This is a genomic window from Bifidobacterium mellis (assembly GCF_000967265.1).
In the GTDB taxonomy this organism is placed as follows: domain Bacteria; phylum Actinomycetota; class Actinomycetes; order Actinomycetales; family Bifidobacteriaceae; genus Bombiscardovia; species Bombiscardovia mellis.
Genome location: NZ_KQ033885.1, coordinates 907,479 through 923,072 on the forward strand (window position 1 = coordinate 907,479; position 15,594 = coordinate 923,072).

A 15,594-nucleotide genomic window follows, 5' to 3' on the forward strand; every position below is an offset into this window, starting at 1 on the left:
CATAGCCACCGCGCAGGGCAGGCAGAGCCAGGGGCCGGGCATGTCTCGCAGAATGCCCACAATGGGTCTTGTCGGAATCGACGACTCGACGAATAGGGGTGTGGATCATCATGGCCAAGACCTACAGAAAATCCAGGGGCGGGGCCCCGGCGGGATTCTTCGAGTGCGAGGGGCGCGGGCTGCAATGGCTGGGCCAGGCCCAGGCGCAGGGCGGTCCCCGGGTGGTGGACGTCTACGACTGGGGCCCGGACTACCTGGACATCGAGGAGGTGGCCTCCGCCTCCCCCACGCCTGGCGCGGCCTACCGCTTCGGCGCCCAGCTGGCCCACATGCATGATGCCGGGGCCGACCACTTCGGCTCCGCGCCCGAGGGCTACACGGGCACCTGCTACTTCGGACCCCTGCAGGATCCGCTGCCCATGGACGTGGGTGCCTGGGACGACCCGGCCACCTACTGGGCCAAGGGACGGCTGGAGCCCATGGTGGGCATGGCCATGGATCGGCGGGCGCTGAACCGTGAGGACATGAAGATGACCGAAGAGGTGATCCAGGCCCTGCCGGAGCTGCTGGGCGCGGCCGCCAATGATAAGCCCGCCCGGGTCCACGGGGACCTGTGGAGCGGGAACGTCATGTGGACCAGGAACGACGGGAACACCCAGGCCGTCCTGATCGACCCTGCGGCCCACGGCGGCCACCGCGAGGAGGACCTGGCCATGCTGCAGCTGTTCGGCATCCCCTACCTGGGGCAGATTCTGGACGGCTACCAGAGCGTGCATCCCCTGGCGGCCGGCTACCAGAACCGGACCACGCTCTGGCAGCTCTACGCCATCGCCGGGCACTGCGCCTTCTTCGGCGGCGGCTATGTGAGCGAGTACCGGGACATGTGCCGGTCGCTGCTGGGCTGAGCCAGCCGACTCAGCTGAAGATGTCCTTGAGCTTGCCGAAGATCCCCTTGCGGCCCCCGACTCCGGCAGGCTTGGCGCTCTGCGGGACCTGCTTGGCTTCGGAGTCGTGGCTGTTGGCGAAGTCCTCAATCAGGCGGCGCTGATCGTCGTCCAGCTTGGTGGGGATCTGGACCAGCACGTGGACAATGATGTCGCCGCGCTCCTCCCGGTTGCCCAGTCTGGTGACGCCCAGGCCCTTGATGGTGATCTCCTGGTCGGGCTGGCAGCCGGCGGGGATGTCCACCTGACGCTGGCCGTCGAAGGTCTCCAGGTCAACCTGGTGGCCCAGCACGGCCCAGGTCATGGGCACGGCGATCCAGCAGTGCAGGTCCTGGCCGCTGCGGGTGTAGTGCTTGTCGGGCTTGATGGTGATGTCCACATACAGGTCGCCGGCGGCACCGCCGCCCTCGCCCACCTCGCCCTGGGAGGCCAGCCGCAGGCGGGAGCCGTCAGCCACGCCAGCGGGCACGTTGACGCCCACCTCGCGCCGGGTGCGCACACGGCCGTGGCCGTTGCAGACCGGGCAGGGGTGCTCGATGATGGTGCCGTGGCCCTCGCACCGCTCGCAGGGTGCCTGGCTCATCATCTGCCCCAGCAGGGTCCGCACCACCTTCTGGGCATAGCCCTTGCCGTTGCAGACCGGGCAGGTCACCGGCGAGGTCCCCTTCTGGGCCCCCGAGCCGCCGCACTCCTGGCAGAGGCCGTAGGTGCTGATGGGGGTGCGCACCACGCCGCCGAAGATGGCGGTCTTCATGTCCACGGAGACCTGGGCCAGGGCGTCCCGGCCGGGCTGGGTGCGCGGAATGGGCCCCTGGGCGGTGCCCCCGAAGCCGCCGCCGAAGAACTGGTTGAAGACGTCGCCCATGTCGAAGGGGCTGCCTCCCTGGGAGGCCTGCGGGTCGTTGGGGTCCACGCCCGCGTCGTACATGCGCCGCTTCTCAGGGTCGGAGAGCACCTCGTAGGCGCTGTTGACCTCTTTGAACTTGTCCTCGTATTCAGGCCCGGCGATGTCCGGGTGGTACTTGCGGCTCATCTTGCGATAGGCACGCTTGATGTCCTGATCGCTCGCGCCGCGCTCGACTCCCAAAACCTCGTAGTAATCTGCCACCGATCATCCTTTTCGTTTGATGCCCTCTCGACCCATAGTTGCATGGGCCCACGATACCTATGACTTATGTCGCTGCCTTGACGCTCACGGCTCCCCGCCGCCGGCCAGAAAACCGGTCAGATAGGAGGCCACGGCACGAACCGCGCTCATGGTCGCCGGATAGTCCATATGGGTCGGGCCGATGGAGCCCACGAAGGCCACGGGCTCGTCGGCTTCGGAGCCGTCGGTCTGCCTGGACCGGGCATGCCCGTATCCGCTGGTCACCACCGAGGCGTGGGCCAGTTCCGGGGTCCGTGTCTCGGTGCCGATGGCCACGCTGACCCCGTTGCTCTCGCGCGAGAGTTCGCTCTGGGCCCGCATGAGCCGCATGAGCACCACCTGCTCCTCCAGGGCATCCAGCAGCGAGCCCAGGTCCCCCAGGGAGACGGCCTGGCTGTGGGTCAGCTGGGAGGTGCCGGCCATGTAGAGGCCGCTGGTCTGCTCCCGTGTGGCCATCTCGTCGAAGATCGTGGCCACCAGGCGCAGCATGGATTTGTCACGGCCTTCGGTCAGGGAGTCGGCCAGCATGCGGCAGCGGTCGGCGGCGCGGTCCAGGGGCAGGTCCTGGCACTGTCTGTTGATCTGGTCGGACAGGTCCGCCAGGGCGTTCGGGTCCTCCTGCAGGGGCCCGTGCAGGGTGCGCTGGACCACCCGGCCGGTGTCGGTGATGACCACCATAAGTACGGTCCCCCGGCTCAGTCCTATAAGCTCGGCCCGGCGCAGGTTCGAGCTGGCCAGGGAGGGCGAGGCCACTACGGCGATCTGCCCCGTGATCTGGGCCAGAAGACGGGCGGCGTGCTGGAGGGTGTCCTCAAGGTTGACCGACCCGGACAGGAAGGCGTTGATCCCCCGGCGCTGGGCGGCGGACAGGGGCACGATGGTGGCCAGCCTGTCGACAAAGTAACGGTAGCCCTTCTGGGTGGGGATGCGGCCGGCCGAGGTGTGGGGCTGGACCAGGTAGCCCTCGCTCTCCAGGGCCGCCATGTCGTTGCGCACGGTGGCGGAGCTGACTCCAAGCTGATGATTTCTGGTGAGCGAACCCGACCCTACCGGCTCGCGAGAACGAATATAGTCCTCGACGACCGCGCGCAGCACCAGCATGCGTCTGGTATTAGGCAATGTCGCTCCTTCCGTCATGGTTTCATTATTAGCACTCGGGCCATGAGAGTGCCAAAACGTCGTGCGAAGAGCCGAATTGTGTCGTCTCAAACCGATACGATGGAAACGCATAGTGAAGGTAATCGAACATTTTCGACACAAGTCGAACATGGAGACCTCTACATTGGAAGGAAAGCAGCACCATATGGCAGATTTCACATGGTCCGAACTCGATGAGCGGGCTGTCAAGATGGCCAAGGTCCTCTCGGCCGACGCGGTCGAGAAGGCCGGAAGCGGCCACCCCGGCTCCCCTATTTCGCTGGCGCCCATCGCCTACGCGCTCTACCAGCACTTCATCCGGCACGACCCCAACGACCCCGACTGGGTCGGGCGTGATCGGTTCATTCTTTCCGGCGGCCACGCCTCGCTGACCCAGTACGTGCAGCTTTACTTCTCCGGGTACGGACTGACCCTGGACGATCTGAAGCGCTTCCGCACCGCCGGCACCAGGACCCCCGGCCACCCCGAGTACGGCCTGACCCCCGGCATCGAGATGACCACCGGCCCGCTGGGCCAGGGTCTGGCCTCGGCCGTGGGCTTCGCCTATGGTCAGCGCTACGAGCGCGGTCTGCTGGATCCGGACGCACCCGAGGGGCAGTCCCCCTTCGACCATAAGGTCTGGGTCATCTGCGGCGAGGGCGACGTCGAGGAGGGCGTCTCCTCCGAGGCCAGCTCCCTGGCCGGCGACCAGCGCCTGGGCAACCTGACCGTCATCTTCGATGCCAACCACATCCAGATCGAGGGCGACACTCGCATCGCCCTGGGCGAGGACATCCTCAAGCGCTACCAGGCCTACGGCTGGTACACCGACGAGTTCAGCTTCATCCAGCCCGACGGCTCCTACAAGGAGGACGTCGAGGGTCTGGCTGCCGTCCTGGAGAAGGCCGAGCAGGTCACCGACCGGCCCAAGTTCATCAAGGTGGACACCCTGATGGCCTGGCCCACCCCCGGCAAGACCAACGATCCTTCAGCCCACGGCTCAGCCCTGGGCGCCGAGGCCGTCGCCGGCCTGAAGAAGACCCTGGGCTACGACCCTGAGCAGAGCTTCCAGATTGACGAGGAGGCCCTGGCTCACGCCCGCGAGGTCGCCCAGCGCGGTCTGGCCGCCCACAAGGACTGGGACGAGAAGTACCAGGCCTGGCGCAAGGCCAACCCCGACAAGGCCGACCTCTACGACCGCATCCATGCCGGCAAGCTGCCCGAGGGCTTCGACAAGGCCCTGGACGACCTGGAGGCTGGCTTCGAGCCCGGCTCCAAGGTGGCCACCCGCAAGGCCTCCGGCGCAGTCATCAACGCCCTGGCCCCCATCATGCCCGAGCTCTGGGGAGGATCCGCCGATCTGGGCGGCTCCAACAACACCAACATCAACGGTGCTGTCTCCTTCGCCCCCGAGGCCGACAAGACCGTCCAGTGGCCCAAGGCCAGCAAGTACGGCCGCCAGCTGCACTTCGGCGTGCGCGAGTTCGGCATGGGTGCCATCACCAACGGCATCCTGCTGGGTTCGGACACCAGGCCCTACAACGGGACCTTCTTCCAGTTCAGCGACTATGAGCGCCCCTCGGTGCGCCTGGCCGCCCTGATGGACATCCCCAACCTGTATGTGTGGACCCACGACTCCGTGGCCCTGGGCGAGGATGGCCCCACCCACCAGCCCATCGAGCACCTGACCGCCGTGCGCGCCATCCCCCAGATGGAGGTTGTGCGCCCGGCCGACCAGTACGAGACCGCTGAGGCCTACCGCGCCTTCTTCGAGAAGGACAACACCCACCCCACGGCCATGATCCTGACCAGGCAGGGCGTGCCCACCCTGGAGGGGACCAAGGCCAAGGCCCGCGAAGGCGTGCGCAAGGGCGCCTACGTGCTGGTCGACACCGAGGGCCAGCCGGATGTGCTGATCATGGCCTCCGGCTCCGAGGTGCAGCACGCTGTGGCCGCCTCCAAGACCCTGGCCGAGCAGGGCGTCAAGGCCCGCGTCATCTCCGTGCCCTCGCTGGAGTGGTTCGAGGAGCAGGACGACGAGTACAAGGAAGCCGTTCTGCCCGCCTCCGTCAAGGCCCGCGTCTCCGTTGAGGCCGGACTGGCCACACCCTGGTACAAGTACCTGGGCAGCTATGGCAAGCCCGTCTCCATCGAGCAGTTCGGCCTGCAGGGTAGCGGCGACGAGAACATGCGCGACCTGGGCATCACCGCCGATCATGTGGTCGAAGCAGCACAGGCCTCCCTGGAGGAAGTCCGTCGGGCCCGCTGAACCCGGCATCGTGATCAATCGGGGGCCGTCCGCGACGCCGGCCCCCTCCCCTGCAGGAGCGCCCGAAACGCGGGCCTGCGGGAATACAGCAACAGACTTCCCGGTAGTGCATAGTGAATGTGATTCCATCGGGAACCCAAATAAGGAGTGACAAGATGGCAGAAAATGCAAACACCCAGCGCACCAGCGATTCAGGTGTCTCGATCTGGTTGGACGATCTGAGCCGCACCCGCATCGAGTCGGGCAATCTGCAGCAACTGATCGCCGAGCGCAATGTGGTGGGTGTGACCACCAACCCCTCGATTTTCCAGAAGGCCCTGAGCCAGGTGGGTCCCTATGACGAACAGCTCAAGCAGCTGGGCCGCATCCCCGTTGAGCAGGCCGTCCGCGAGCTGACCACCACCGATGTACGCAACGCCACCGACATCTTCCGCGAGGTCGCCGAGAAGACCGACTATGTGGATGGACGCGTCTCCATCGAGGTCGATCCTCGTCTGGCCCACAACACCGAGGAGACCGAGAAGCAGGCCGAAGAGCTTTGGAACAAGGTCGATCGTCCCAACGCCATGATCAAGATCCCCGCCACCCTGGAGGGCCTGCCTGCCATCACCGCAACCCTGGCCAAGGGCATCTCGGTCAACGTGACCCTGATCTTCTCCCTGGAGCGCTACAAACAGGTCATCGACGCCTTCATCGAGGGCATGGTCCAGGCCGACAAGAACGGCCATGACCTGAAGCACATGGGCTCGGTCGCCTCCTTCTTCGTCTCCCGCGTGGACACTGCGGTTGACAAACTGCTGGAGGCCAACGGCTCTGACGAGGCCAAGTCCCTGGAGGGCAAGGCCGCTGTTGCCAACGCCCGCCTGGCCTACGAGCTCTTCGAGAAGGCCTTCGACAGCGATCCCCGCTGGGCCGACCTGGAAGCCAAGGGCGCCAAGCGTCAGCGTCCGCTCTGGGCCTCCACCGGCACCAAGAACGCCGCCTACTCCGACTGCAAGTACGTGGACGAGCTGGTGGCCCCTGACGTAGTCAACACCATGCCTGAGAAGACCCTGAACGCTCTGGCCGATCACGGCAACGGCGCTCCCTCGGTCAAGGGCACCTACGAGGAGAGCCACCAGGTGATGCAGAAGCTGGCAGACCTGGGCATCAACATCAAGGATGTGACCGACAAGCTGGAGGCCGATGGCGTCGCCGCCTTCATCGACTCCTGGGATTCGGTCCTCTCCGACGTGCAGAAGGGCATCGACCGCGTCAACGGCTGAGCGCCTGACTGACAGTCGCTGCCAATAATAATTGTGCCCCCGTCCGGCTCAAACCGCACGGGGGCACAATTATTATCTCAACTATATTTCAAGCAGAGGTGTGACTACTCTGCCTTGGCCTCCTCGACCACCTGCCGCAGGGTGGCGATCAGAGCTGGGCTGTCGTTGGGCATGTTCAGCCTGGTCAGGGTGCCGCCGGCGGACTCGATGGCCTTGGCCAGCTCCATGTCCACGTCGTAGCAGATCTCCAGGTTGTCGGCGATGAATCCGATGGAGGCGGAGACAATGGTCTTCATGCCGCTCTCGGTGATCAGATCCTTGGCCACGGTGACGAAATCAGGCCCGATCCAGGGCTCCTCGGTGCGGCCTGCCGACTGCCAGGCCAGTATGTACTGGTCCTCATTGAGACCGGCTGCCCGGGCCACGGCATTGGACAGACCGATGACCTCATCCTTGTAGGGGTCCCCTCCCTGGATGATGCGCAGGGGCAGGGAGTGGGCGCTGAAGATCACCTTGGTGTCCGGCCGGTCGGTCAGATCCTTCTTGGCTACCAGCTGGTCGCTCCAGAAGTGGATCAGCTCCTGGTGGTTCCACCAGGACCGGACCGGCAGGTACTCCATGCCCGGATGGGCCTCGATGGCCTTGCGGGCGCGGTTGTGGTAGTCCTCGCTCGAATAGGAGGAGTACTGCGGGGCCAGCGGCAGGCCGATCACCCTGGTGATGCCATCGGCGGCGATCTGGTCGACCGCATCCTGGATGAAGGGGGTGATGTACTTCAGCCCCTCGTAGACCTTGTAGGCGCCGGGATGGGCCTTGTCCAGCGCAGCCTGGAGGCCGTCGCGCTGGGCCGTGGTGATCCTGGCCAGGGGCGAGGGCAGACCGATGGCCTTGTAGCGGCCGACCAGCTGGTCCATGAGCGGCTTGGGCGGCTCCTGCCCATGGCGGATGTTGGTGTAGTACCCCCTGATGTCGGACTCCTGGTAGGGGGTGCCGTAAGCCATGAGGAGGACTGCTGTAGGTTCAGTCATCAGCAACTTCTTTCTGTGAAAATGGAATGCAGTATGTCAGGCCGATATTGACCAGGGCTATGACGATGACCACCAGGAACATGTTCCTGTAGGAGGCCAGCCCGGCCTGTCCACCCGCCTTGCCCAGCTCAATGGCCGAGGCGAAGAGCAGGGGGGCGATGGTGGTGCCGATCTTCTTGCAGGCCGACAGCCCGCCGATGGCCTGCATGCGGTTCTCGGGCCCGGCCAGCCTTCCGGCGATGACCTGGAGCGGCGAGGACATCATGGAGCCCATGCCGACCCCCATCAGGAAGGACAGGACCATGAAGAGCTGCAGATTGTGCAGGGTCAGGGTGATCACCAGGGCCATCAGGCCTATCAGCGATGAGGAGAAGACGAGCGTGGTCCGGTAGCCGAACTTGTCGACCAGGAGACCGCCCAGCCAGGACCCGACCACGGAGCCGAGCCCGACGCCGACCATGACCATGCCGGCCGAGCGGACCGGGAGCCCGAAGACGGAGTGGACATAGGTCGGAATGTAGACGAAGAGGGAGAAGAACATGCCTCCCAGCGTTCCCAGCAGCAGGGTGAGCCCGTAGGAGGGCAGCTTCAGCAGGCGGATGGGCAGGAAGGGCATGGTTTCCTTTGAACCGCCCAGATTGCGCTCATGCACCAGGAAGACCGCGCCGGCCACCACTGTGACCAGGAAGCACCCGATGATCAGGGCCAGATAGGCGGTTCCGTACTGGAGGAAGGTGATCGCCACCATCAGCAGTGCCAGGGCGATGCTGAAGGAGCCCAGGCCCAGGTAGTCGGTCTTCCAGGCGCGGTCGGTCTGGGAGTCGCCCATCATGAACCAGGCCAGAATAAACAGGATGGCCAGGAAGGGCAGCATCATGAAGTAGTAGGCCCGCCATCCGTGGGTGATGCCCAGGAGCATGCCCGAAAGGACCGGGCTGACCATGGCGGAAAGGCCGGCGATGATGCCCACCGTGGAGACCTTCCTGCCCTGGTTGTTCCTGCGGGCGCGCTGCAGAAGGACGTTCATGGACAGGACCATGATGCCGCTGTCTCCCAGGGACTGGATGAACCGGCCCAGCAGCATGACCGCATAGTTGGGCGAGACCGCCGTCATCAGACATCCAAGGAACCAGAAGGCCAGCTCCCAGAGGAAGACCTTCCTGGTCCCGTGGGCGTCGGAAAGGTTGGAGGTGATGGGGGTGCCCACCACCAGTCCCAGGGTGTAGAGTCCGACCACCCAGGAGGAGCCCATGGTGGTCAGGCCGAAGGTCCGTGTGATGGACGGCAGCATGGTCGGCACCGCTCCCCCATCCAGCTGGGTGATGAAGACGATGACCATGAAGAACCATATGGGCGTGGAAAGGATCGATCTTCTCTCTCTTGTCGACATGGTGTTACTGTCCCATCTGGTCCGTGAGCAGCCTGTCGATGCGCTCGGGATCGGTATGGGTGCCTACCAGGAAGTAGGGGAATTCGCCGTAGATGGAACTGGCTTCGATGTAGCGCATCTCGGTGACGATCTTCTTGAATTGGACAGGGTCGTCGGCGAAGAGCGTGACACCCCACTCGTAATCGTCCAGGCCGATGGAACCCGTCAGGATGATGGAGACCTTGCCGGCGTAGGAACGGCCGATCTTGCCATGGTCGTGCATGTAGGCCTTGCGCTGGTCGTAGGGCAGCGTGTACCAGTTGGCTCCGGGCACACGGGTCTTCGACATGGGGTAGAAGCAGATGTAGGGCTTGTCGGGCGTCTTGGGATGCAGGCTGGCATTGACGTAGGACCAGCCACGGTCCGTGGTCGGCTTGCCCGAGTAGAGGCCCACCTCGGTGACCGACACATAGGAGATGGTCGGCTCCAGGTAATCGGACAGGCGCAGCTTCTCCAGGGAGGTCTCGACCTCCTGCAGCTGATCCAGGGTCTCCCTGAGGACCATCAGGCCCAGGTCGGCCTTCTGCCCGTTGACCTGGCACCAGTAATGGCTTCCCTTGCCCTGGGACTGGACCTCGTCCAGTTGTGCGGCCAGGGCCTTGAACTCATCCAGGCATTCCCGGCGTTCGTCCTGGGGCACTCGGCGCCACTTGGCCCAATCGATTTTCCAGAAGAGGTGAAGGCAAAACCAGCCCTCCAGACTCGGTGCAGCTTGCTCAGCCATGAGCACTTCCTTTCGCTTGCTTAGCTTGCACGGCATTGTGTGATGCGCCGCTCATCCGGCACACCGTTTCCACCTTATCCGTTGAGCGACTGAATCGTTGGATTATCGGTGCATAGTGAATGACATATTGTGGTAATAGTCAAGGACTATAGGTCTTGAACCAAAGTCGTCCGGATATGGAAAAACCCCGGTCGATGCCGGGGTCGGGTATTTCAGGTATTGTCTGTCGGAATCAGGCCAGCTTGTACTTGGAAATGAGATCCAAGGCGATGATGATGGCCACCCAGATCAGGGCCACGATAATGGTCAGACGATTCAGGTTCTTCTCGGCTGCGCCCGAGGTGCCGGCGTTGGAGCCGATTCCACCGCCGAACATATCGGACAGGCCGCCGCCCTTGCCCTTGTGCAACAGAATCAGCATGGTCAGCAATATGCTGGCGAGGATGACGACGATTTGAAGCACAATCTTGACAATGGCCACGGCACATACCTCCACGTAAGGAACTGGAAACAAGTATACATACACCCGTCGAAAAACGCATCAGCCCTTGGCGGCCAGTCGCACAATCCGCGCGAACTCCTCCACATCCAGGGAGGCGCCGCCCACCAGAAAGCCGTCCACGTCCGGCTGGGTGATCATCTGGGAGGCGTTCTTGGAGGTGACCGAGCCGCCGTAGAGGATGCGCACGGCCTGGCCGGCAGACTCTCCGAACTTGCCTGAAATGTGATCGCGGATGGCCCGGGCGGCCTGCTGGGCGGTATCCGGAGTGGCCACCATACCGGTGCCGATGGCCCAGACCGGCTCGTAGGCCACGATCAGGTTGTCCATGTCCTCCTTGGCCAGGTCTCGGGTGACATCGTTGACCTGACCAACGGCGAAGTCAAGCTGGATGCCTTGGCGACGCTCCTCGTAGCTCTCCCCCACGCAGAGGATGGGCTTCATGTCCGCAGCCAGGACGGCCCGGACCTGGTCGACGATGTTGGCATCGTCCTCGGGATGGTACTTGCGCCGCTCGGAATGGCCCACTATGACGTAACTGCAGCCCAGTTGGGCCAGCATGTCGGCGGACACATCCCCGGTAAAGGCCCCCTGTGCGGTGACGGAGACGGCCTGCGCCCCGTATTCGATGGGCAGGTTGTCGGCCTCCACCAGCACCTGGACGGAACGCAGGGCGGTGAAGGCGGGCATGAGAGCCACCTGGCAGCGCCTGCGGTCGAAATGGGCGTCGCGCAGGAGCCAGGCCAGCTTCTGCACGAAATAGGTGGCTTCCAGGTGGTCGAAGTTCATCTTCCAATTGCCGGCCACCAGGGGAATGCGTGCCATACCAGACCTTTCCATCCGCGCAACAACAGCAATGCCGGGCCGCCGGATGCGAAACCCGGTGACCCGGCATTGCCCGTCTGTCTGCCGATTCTACTCCAGTACCTTCAGACCCGGAAGCTCCTTGCCCTCAAGGAACTCCAGGGAGGCGCCGCCGCCGGTGGAGATGTGCGAGAAGCCATCCTCGGGGAAGCCCAGGTTGCGCACGGCAGAAGCGGAGTCGCCGCCGCCGACGATGGTGAAGGCTCCGGCCTTGGTCGCATCGACCAGACCCTGGGCCACAGCCCGGGTGCCATCGGCGAATGCCGGGAACTCGAAGACGCCCATGGGGCCGTTCCAGACCACGGTCTTGGAGTCCACGATCTTGTCGTGGAAGAGCTTCTGGGAGTCGGGGCCGATGTCCAGACCCATCTTGTCCGCGGGGATGCCGTCGGCAGGAACCACCTGGTGGGGCGAATCCGCCTTGAACTCGTCAGCCACCACGATATCGGTGGGCAGGACCAGCTCCACGCCCTTCTCGCGGGCGGTGGCCATGTAGCCCTTGACGGTATCGACCTGATCCTCCTCCAGCAGGGAGGAACCGACCTCATAGCCCTCGGCCTTGAGGAAGGTGAAGACCATGCCGCCGCCGATGACCAGACGGTCGGCCTTGCTGAGCAGGTTCTCGATGACGCCCAGCTTGTCGGAGACCTTGGAGCCGCCCAGGACCACAGTGAAGGGCCGCTCGGGGTTTTCGGTCGCCTTGGACAGGGCCTTGACCTCCTTCTCGACCAGCAGGCCTGCCGCAGAGGGCAGGAACTTGGCCACGGAGTAGTTGGAGCCCTGGGCACGGTGGACCACGCCGAAGCCGTCGGAGACGAAGACATCACCCAGGTCGGCGATCTTGCGGGCATAGGCATCGCGCTCGGCCTCGTCCTTGCTGGTCTCCTCGGGGTTGTAGCGCACGTTCTGCAGCAGGACCACGTCGCCGTCGTTCATGGCGGCCACCTTGGCATGGGCATCGGGACCGTAGGTGTCCTCGGCCAGAGGGACCTGCACGCCCAGCAGCTCGCCCAGGCGGGCGGCCACGGGGGCCAGGCTCAGCTCGGGGACGACCTTGCCCTTGGGGCGACCCAGGTGGGCCATGAGGATGACCTTGGCGCCCTGGCCACGAAGCTGCTCGATGGTTGGCAAGGCGGCGCGGATGCGACCGTCGTCCGTAATGGTGGTGCCGTCCAGCGGCACATTGAAGTCCGCGCGGACGAGCACGCGCTTGCCCTTGAGGTCACCGAGGCTCTTCAGTGTTTTCATGCGTATCCTTTCTGACTGCGGGTCCATGCGCCCGCTCCCCTGCCATGGTACTCAGGCAGACCGACCTGTGTGAGCTATCTCACTCTTGTTTGGCCTGTTCCTCGGCCCTCTTCTTTTCGACCTTGGTGGCCAGCTGCAGCAGGCGGCGGATGCGTCCGGCGATGGCATCCTTGGTGACCGGTGGATCGGCCAGGCGGCCCAGCTCTTCAAGGGAGGCCTCGCGGTGGTCCAGACGGAGCTGGCCTGCCGCACGCAGGTTCTCGGGGATGTCATCGCCCAGAATCTCAAAGGCCTTGGTGACCTTGGCGCTGGCCTCGACGGCTGCCTTGGCCGACCGGCGCATGTTGGCATCGTCGAAGTTGGCCAGGCGGTTGGCCTTACCACGGGACTCACCGTCGCTGCGCTTGCCGGTCCACTCCCTGGAGGACTTGGGGGCGCCCATCAGGTTGAGCATGCGTTCGATGACGTCCGGATCGCGCAGGGTGACGCGCTCGGAGCTACGCACCTGGCGGGCCTTGGCGTTGATGCCCAGACGGCGGGCGGCGCCCACCAGGGCCAGGGCGGCCTCGGATCCGGGGCAGACGATCTCCAGGTAGGAGGCCTTGCCCGGGTCGGACAGCTCGCCATGGGCCAGGAAGGCCCCTCGCCAGGCGGCCTTGACCTGGGCGATGTTGCCGGAGACGATATCGGCGGGAAGACCGCGAACCGGGTGCTTGCGGCGGTCCAGCAGACCGGTCTGCAGGGCCAGGGCACCGCCAGCCCGCAGCACGCGGACCGAGTAGCGGGTCAGGTTGCCGGTGGGGGCCTGACGCTTGACCTGGATCAGATCGGAATCATGGCCGTAGACGTCCCTGATGGTGTTCTGCAACCACTGCGCTGCCGGCAGGGAGTCGAATTGCGCTTCCACCACAATGTGACGCTGAATGATGTGCAGTCCGCCGCCGAAGCGGATCATGGCCGCCGATTGTGCTTTCTTGGCAGAGGGGGGTTCGTTGTCAATCGCGGCCAGCTCGCTTTTGACATCATCAAGTAGGGCCAAGAGCCGTCCTCCTACGAAAAAATACTGAAAAATGAATACTTCCTGGCCGCGCGACACACCTGCCGTGCAAACCACCGGATTACTGTGATACCGAATATCTTGGACAAATTGCGCCTTTGGCTATCCGCGGGAACGGTGCGGCAGCTCGCGGGCCGAGACGGTCACCTCCATTCCCCGGGACCGCAGGCGGGCGGCCAGAGCGTCGGCCATGGCCACTGAGCGGTGCTGTCCGCCAGTGCAGCCAAAGGCGATGGTCACATAGTGTTTGTCCTCGCGTGCATAGCCGCTGAGCGCGGTCAGAATGGCGGTGGTGTAGGCATCCAAAAACTCCTTGGCGCCCTTGCTGGCCATCACATAGTCGCGGACCGGGCCGTCATGGCCGTTCAGGTCCCGCAGCTCGGGGATCCAGTAGGGGTTGGGCAGGAAGCGGACGTCGGCGACGAAGTCGGCATCGATGGGCAGCCCGTACTTGAACCCGAAGCTCATGATGTGCACGCCCACGGTGGTCGGGCCGGAGCCCAGGACCATTTCGTACAGGCGGGTGGAGAGCTGATGGATGCTCAGGTTGGAGGTGTCGATGACCATGTCGGCACGCTCCTTGAGCCCGCCCAGCAGGCGGCGCTCCTCGCGGATGCCGTCGATCAGGCGGCCCGAGCCCTGCAGGGGGTGGGGTCGGCGGACGGATTCATAGCGTTTGACCAGCACCTGGTCGGAGGCATCCAGAAAGAGGATGCGGCAGCGCACGCCCAGGTCGTCCAGGTGGCTGAGCACGGCCGACAGGTCGTCGAAGTAGGAGCGGGACCGGACGTCGATGACGGCGGCCAGGCGGTGCAGGGAGCTTCCGGCCGAGGTCATCATGTCGACCAGGGGCACCAGCAGGCGCGGTGGCATGTTGTCGACCACATACCAACCCATGTCCTCCATGGAGTCGGCGGCGCGGGAGCGGCCTGCGCCGGACATGCCCGTGATCAGCAGTACCTCGAAGCCTGCGAAGGGCGGTTTTTCCGTCGTCATCGTCATTCCTCCCTCAAGGCTTGGTCCATGGCGGCCACCGGTACAGCGGCCAGGGGTCGGTCGGTCATCAGCGCCACCTGACGCACGGCTTGATAGAGCAGCATGCGTTCACCGCTGATGGCCCGGGCGCCCGGCCGACGGCAGAAGGCTCTCATGAGCGGGGTGGGCCGTGGGTCATAGACCACATCCAGAAGGACCGGGCCCATGCGGCTGCCGCCATCAGCCGTATTGAGCAAATCGGCCAGGGGATCGGCTGCACCCGAAGGCAGGGTGGAGACGACGATATCGCCCTTGGTCAGGGCCCTTTCGGCTGCCTCAGCCTGGTCCATGGCGGTGACGGTTGGCTCAGGCAGACCCAATCGGGAGGCAAGGTCCAACATGTGGTCGCAGTGCTTTGGGTTGCGGGCCAGCAGGTCCACATGTTCGGCCCCCAGCACCTTCAAGGCGCAGAAGGCGGACTCGGCGGTGTTCCCGTTGCCGATGACCAGGGCCCGCGCTCCCCCGTATGGTTGGTCGGGAAGCCGGTCCTGTCCACCCTGACCGGCTGCCTCAAGCAGGGCGGCCAACTCGTCAGGGTCCTCGTCGGCCCGGCAGCGGTCGGCAGCCTCCAGCAGGGCGGCCACAATTCCCTCCACGTCGGTGTTATACAGAGACAGCCCATTGGCTGGGCCGCCCTGTGCAAAGACTGCTGTGTTGGCCACGCCCAGGGTGCTGGACCAGCAGTCACGAAAATCGCCCATGGGGCCAACGGCACTCTTCAGGGGCATGGTCAGGCTGAGACCGGCCCAGGTCGGGTCAAGCCCGTGGATAAAGTCCGCCAGGCCGTCAGCGTCCATGCGCACACGGTCGTAGCGCCAACCGTCCAGGCCCAGTGCGGCGTAGGCCGAGCGATGTAGGAGGGGCGAAAGGGAATGGCTGATGGGGTCGCCCAGAACGGCACAACGACAATCAGGTCCATTCATGTCTGCAATCACGCACCAATCAAGA

At 64.7% G+C, this 15,594-nt stretch carries 14 protein-coding genes; 3 read left to right on the plus strand and 11 right to left on the minus strand.

The annotated features are described in order from the left end of the window. Positions 1-110: 110 nt before the first annotated feature. The gene (locus JF70_RS04035; RefSeq protein ID WP_045936113.1) at positions 111-905 is read left to right on the plus strand and encodes a fructosamine kinase family protein; all 795 of its coding nucleotides are present in this window, start codon (positions 111-113) and stop codon (positions 903-905) included. A 10-nt stretch (positions 906-915) separates the two neighbouring features. Here the strand turns inward: JF70_RS04035 and dnaJ are convergent, their stop codons facing one another. Beyond that, positions 916-2,052 carry a molecular chaperone DnaJ gene (gene dnaJ / locus JF70_RS04040; RefSeq protein WP_045935376.1) on the minus strand — a complete coding sequence of 379 codons (1,137 nt, stop codon included), beginning with the start codon at positions 2,050-2,052 and terminating at the stop codon, positions 916-918. Between the two features lie 84 nt (positions 2,053-2,136). Next, positions 2,137-3,210: a heat-inducible transcriptional repressor HrcA gene (gene hrcA, locus JF70_RS04045; RefSeq protein ID WP_156149589.1), complete on the minus strand. Its 1,074-nt coding sequence runs from the start codon at positions 3,208-3,210 to the stop codon at positions 2,137-2,139. Between the two features lie 184 nt (positions 3,211-3,394). On the opposite strand from hrcA, the gene tkt reads away from it, so the two are divergent. Continuing rightward, positions 3,395-5,497 (plus strand): transketolase, encoded by a 2,103-nt coding sequence (tkt, locus tag JF70_RS04050; protein ID WP_045935378.1) that lies wholly within the window; start codon positions 3,395-3,397, stop codon positions 5,495-5,497. 155 nt (positions 5,498-5,652) lie between these two features. Then, positions 5,653-6,762, plus strand: coding sequence for a transaldolase (gene tal / locus JF70_RS04055; protein WP_029678820.1), 1,110 nt, complete (start codon positions 5,653-5,655; stop codon positions 6,760-6,762). 104 nt (positions 6,763-6,866) lie between these two features. Here the strand turns inward: tal and hemH are convergent, their stop codons facing one another. The 9 genes from hemH to JF70_RS04100 form a co-directional block, all read right to left on the minus strand. Beyond that, a complete protein-coding gene (hemH, locus tag JF70_RS04060) occupies positions 6,867-7,790 on the minus strand; it encodes a ferrochelatase (RefSeq protein WP_045935379.1) in 924 nt (307 codons plus the stop codon). After that, positions 7,783-9,180, minus strand: a complete 1,398-nt coding sequence (locus JF70_RS04065) for an MFS transporter (RefSeq protein ID WP_045935380.1) — start codon at positions 9,178-9,180, stop codon at positions 7,783-7,785. The genes hemH and JF70_RS04065 overlap by 8 nt, the downstream gene beginning before the upstream one ends. 4 nt (positions 9,181-9,184) lie before the next feature. Continuing rightward, positions 9,185-9,943, minus strand: coding sequence for a hydrogen peroxide-dependent heme synthase (gene hemQ, locus JF70_RS04070; RefSeq protein WP_045935381.1), 759 nt, complete (start codon positions 9,941-9,943; stop codon positions 9,185-9,187). A gap of 232 nt (positions 9,944-10,175) precedes the next feature. Next, on the minus strand, positions 10,176-10,424 hold the full coding sequence (secG, locus tag JF70_RS04075; RefSeq protein WP_045935382.1) for a preprotein translocase subunit SecG: 249 nt from the start codon (positions 10,422-10,424) through the stop codon (positions 10,176-10,178). A gap of 60 nt (positions 10,425-10,484) precedes the next feature. After that, a complete protein-coding gene (gene tpiA, locus JF70_RS04080) occupies positions 10,485-11,267 on the minus strand; it encodes a triose-phosphate isomerase (RefSeq protein ID WP_045935383.1) in 783 nt (260 codons plus the stop codon). A 90-nt stretch (positions 11,268-11,357) separates the two neighbouring features. Beyond that, on the minus strand, positions 11,358-12,554 hold the full coding sequence (locus JF70_RS04085; protein WP_024628061.1) for a phosphoglycerate kinase: 1,197 nt from the start codon (positions 12,552-12,554) through the stop codon (positions 11,358-11,360). Positions 12,555-12,633: 79 nt separating this feature from the next. Then, positions 12,634-13,593 (minus strand): DNA-binding protein WhiA, encoded by a 960-nt coding sequence (gene whiA / locus JF70_RS04090; RefSeq protein ID WP_045935384.1) that lies wholly within the window; start codon positions 13,591-13,593, stop codon positions 12,634-12,636. A gap of 120 nt (positions 13,594-13,713) precedes the next feature. After that, on the minus strand, positions 13,714-14,607 hold the full coding sequence (gene rapZ, locus JF70_RS04095) for an RNase adapter RapZ (protein WP_156149590.1): 894 nt from the start codon (positions 14,605-14,607) through the stop codon (positions 13,714-13,716). Between the two features lie 2 nt (positions 14,608-14,609). Further along, positions 14,610-15,569, minus strand: coding sequence for a shikimate dehydrogenase family protein (locus tag JF70_RS04100; RefSeq protein ID WP_045936114.1), 960 nt, complete (start codon positions 15,567-15,569; stop codon positions 14,610-14,612). Positions 15,570-15,594: the final 25 nt, after the last annotated feature.

Excerpts from the sequence above, each read along its gene's own strand:
- JF70_RS04065 (WP_045935380.1), bottom strand. The coding sequence starts at position 9,180 with ATGTCGACAAGAGAGAGAAGATCGATCCTTTCCACGCCCATATGGTTC.
- rapZ (WP_156149590.1), bottom strand. The coding sequence starts at position 14,607 with ATGACGACGGAAAAACCGCCCTTCGCAGGCTTCGAGGTACTGCTGATC.
- JF70_RS04085 (WP_024628061.1), bottom strand. The coding sequence starts at position 12,554 with ATGAAAACACTGAAGAGCCTCGGTGACCTCAAGGGCAAGCGCGTGCTC.
- JF70_RS04035 (WP_045936113.1), top strand. The coding sequence starts at position 111 with ATGGCCAAGACCTACAGAAAATCCAGGGGCGGGGCCCCGGCGGGATTC.
- tkt (WP_045935378.1), top strand. The coding sequence starts at position 3,395 with ATGGCAGATTTCACATGGTCCGAACTCGATGAGCGGGCTGTCAAGATG.
- hemQ (WP_045935381.1), bottom strand. The coding sequence starts at position 9,943 with ATGGCTGAGCAAGCTGCACCGAGTCTGGAGGGCTGGTTTTGCCTTCAC.
- hemH (WP_045935379.1), bottom strand. The coding sequence starts at position 7,790 with ATGACTGAACCTACAGCAGTCCTCCTCATGGCTTACGGCACCCCCTAC.
- JF70_RS04100 (WP_045936114.1), bottom strand. The coding sequence starts at position 15,569 with ATGAATGGACCTGATTGTCGTTGTGCCGTTCTGGGCGACCCCATCAGC.
- tpiA (WP_045935383.1), bottom strand. The coding sequence starts at position 11,267 with ATGGCACGCATTCCCCTGGTGGCCGGCAATTGGAAGATGAACTTCGAC.
- tal (WP_029678820.1), top strand. The coding sequence starts at position 5,653 with ATGGCAGAAAATGCAAACACCCAGCGCACCAGCGATTCAGGTGTCTCG.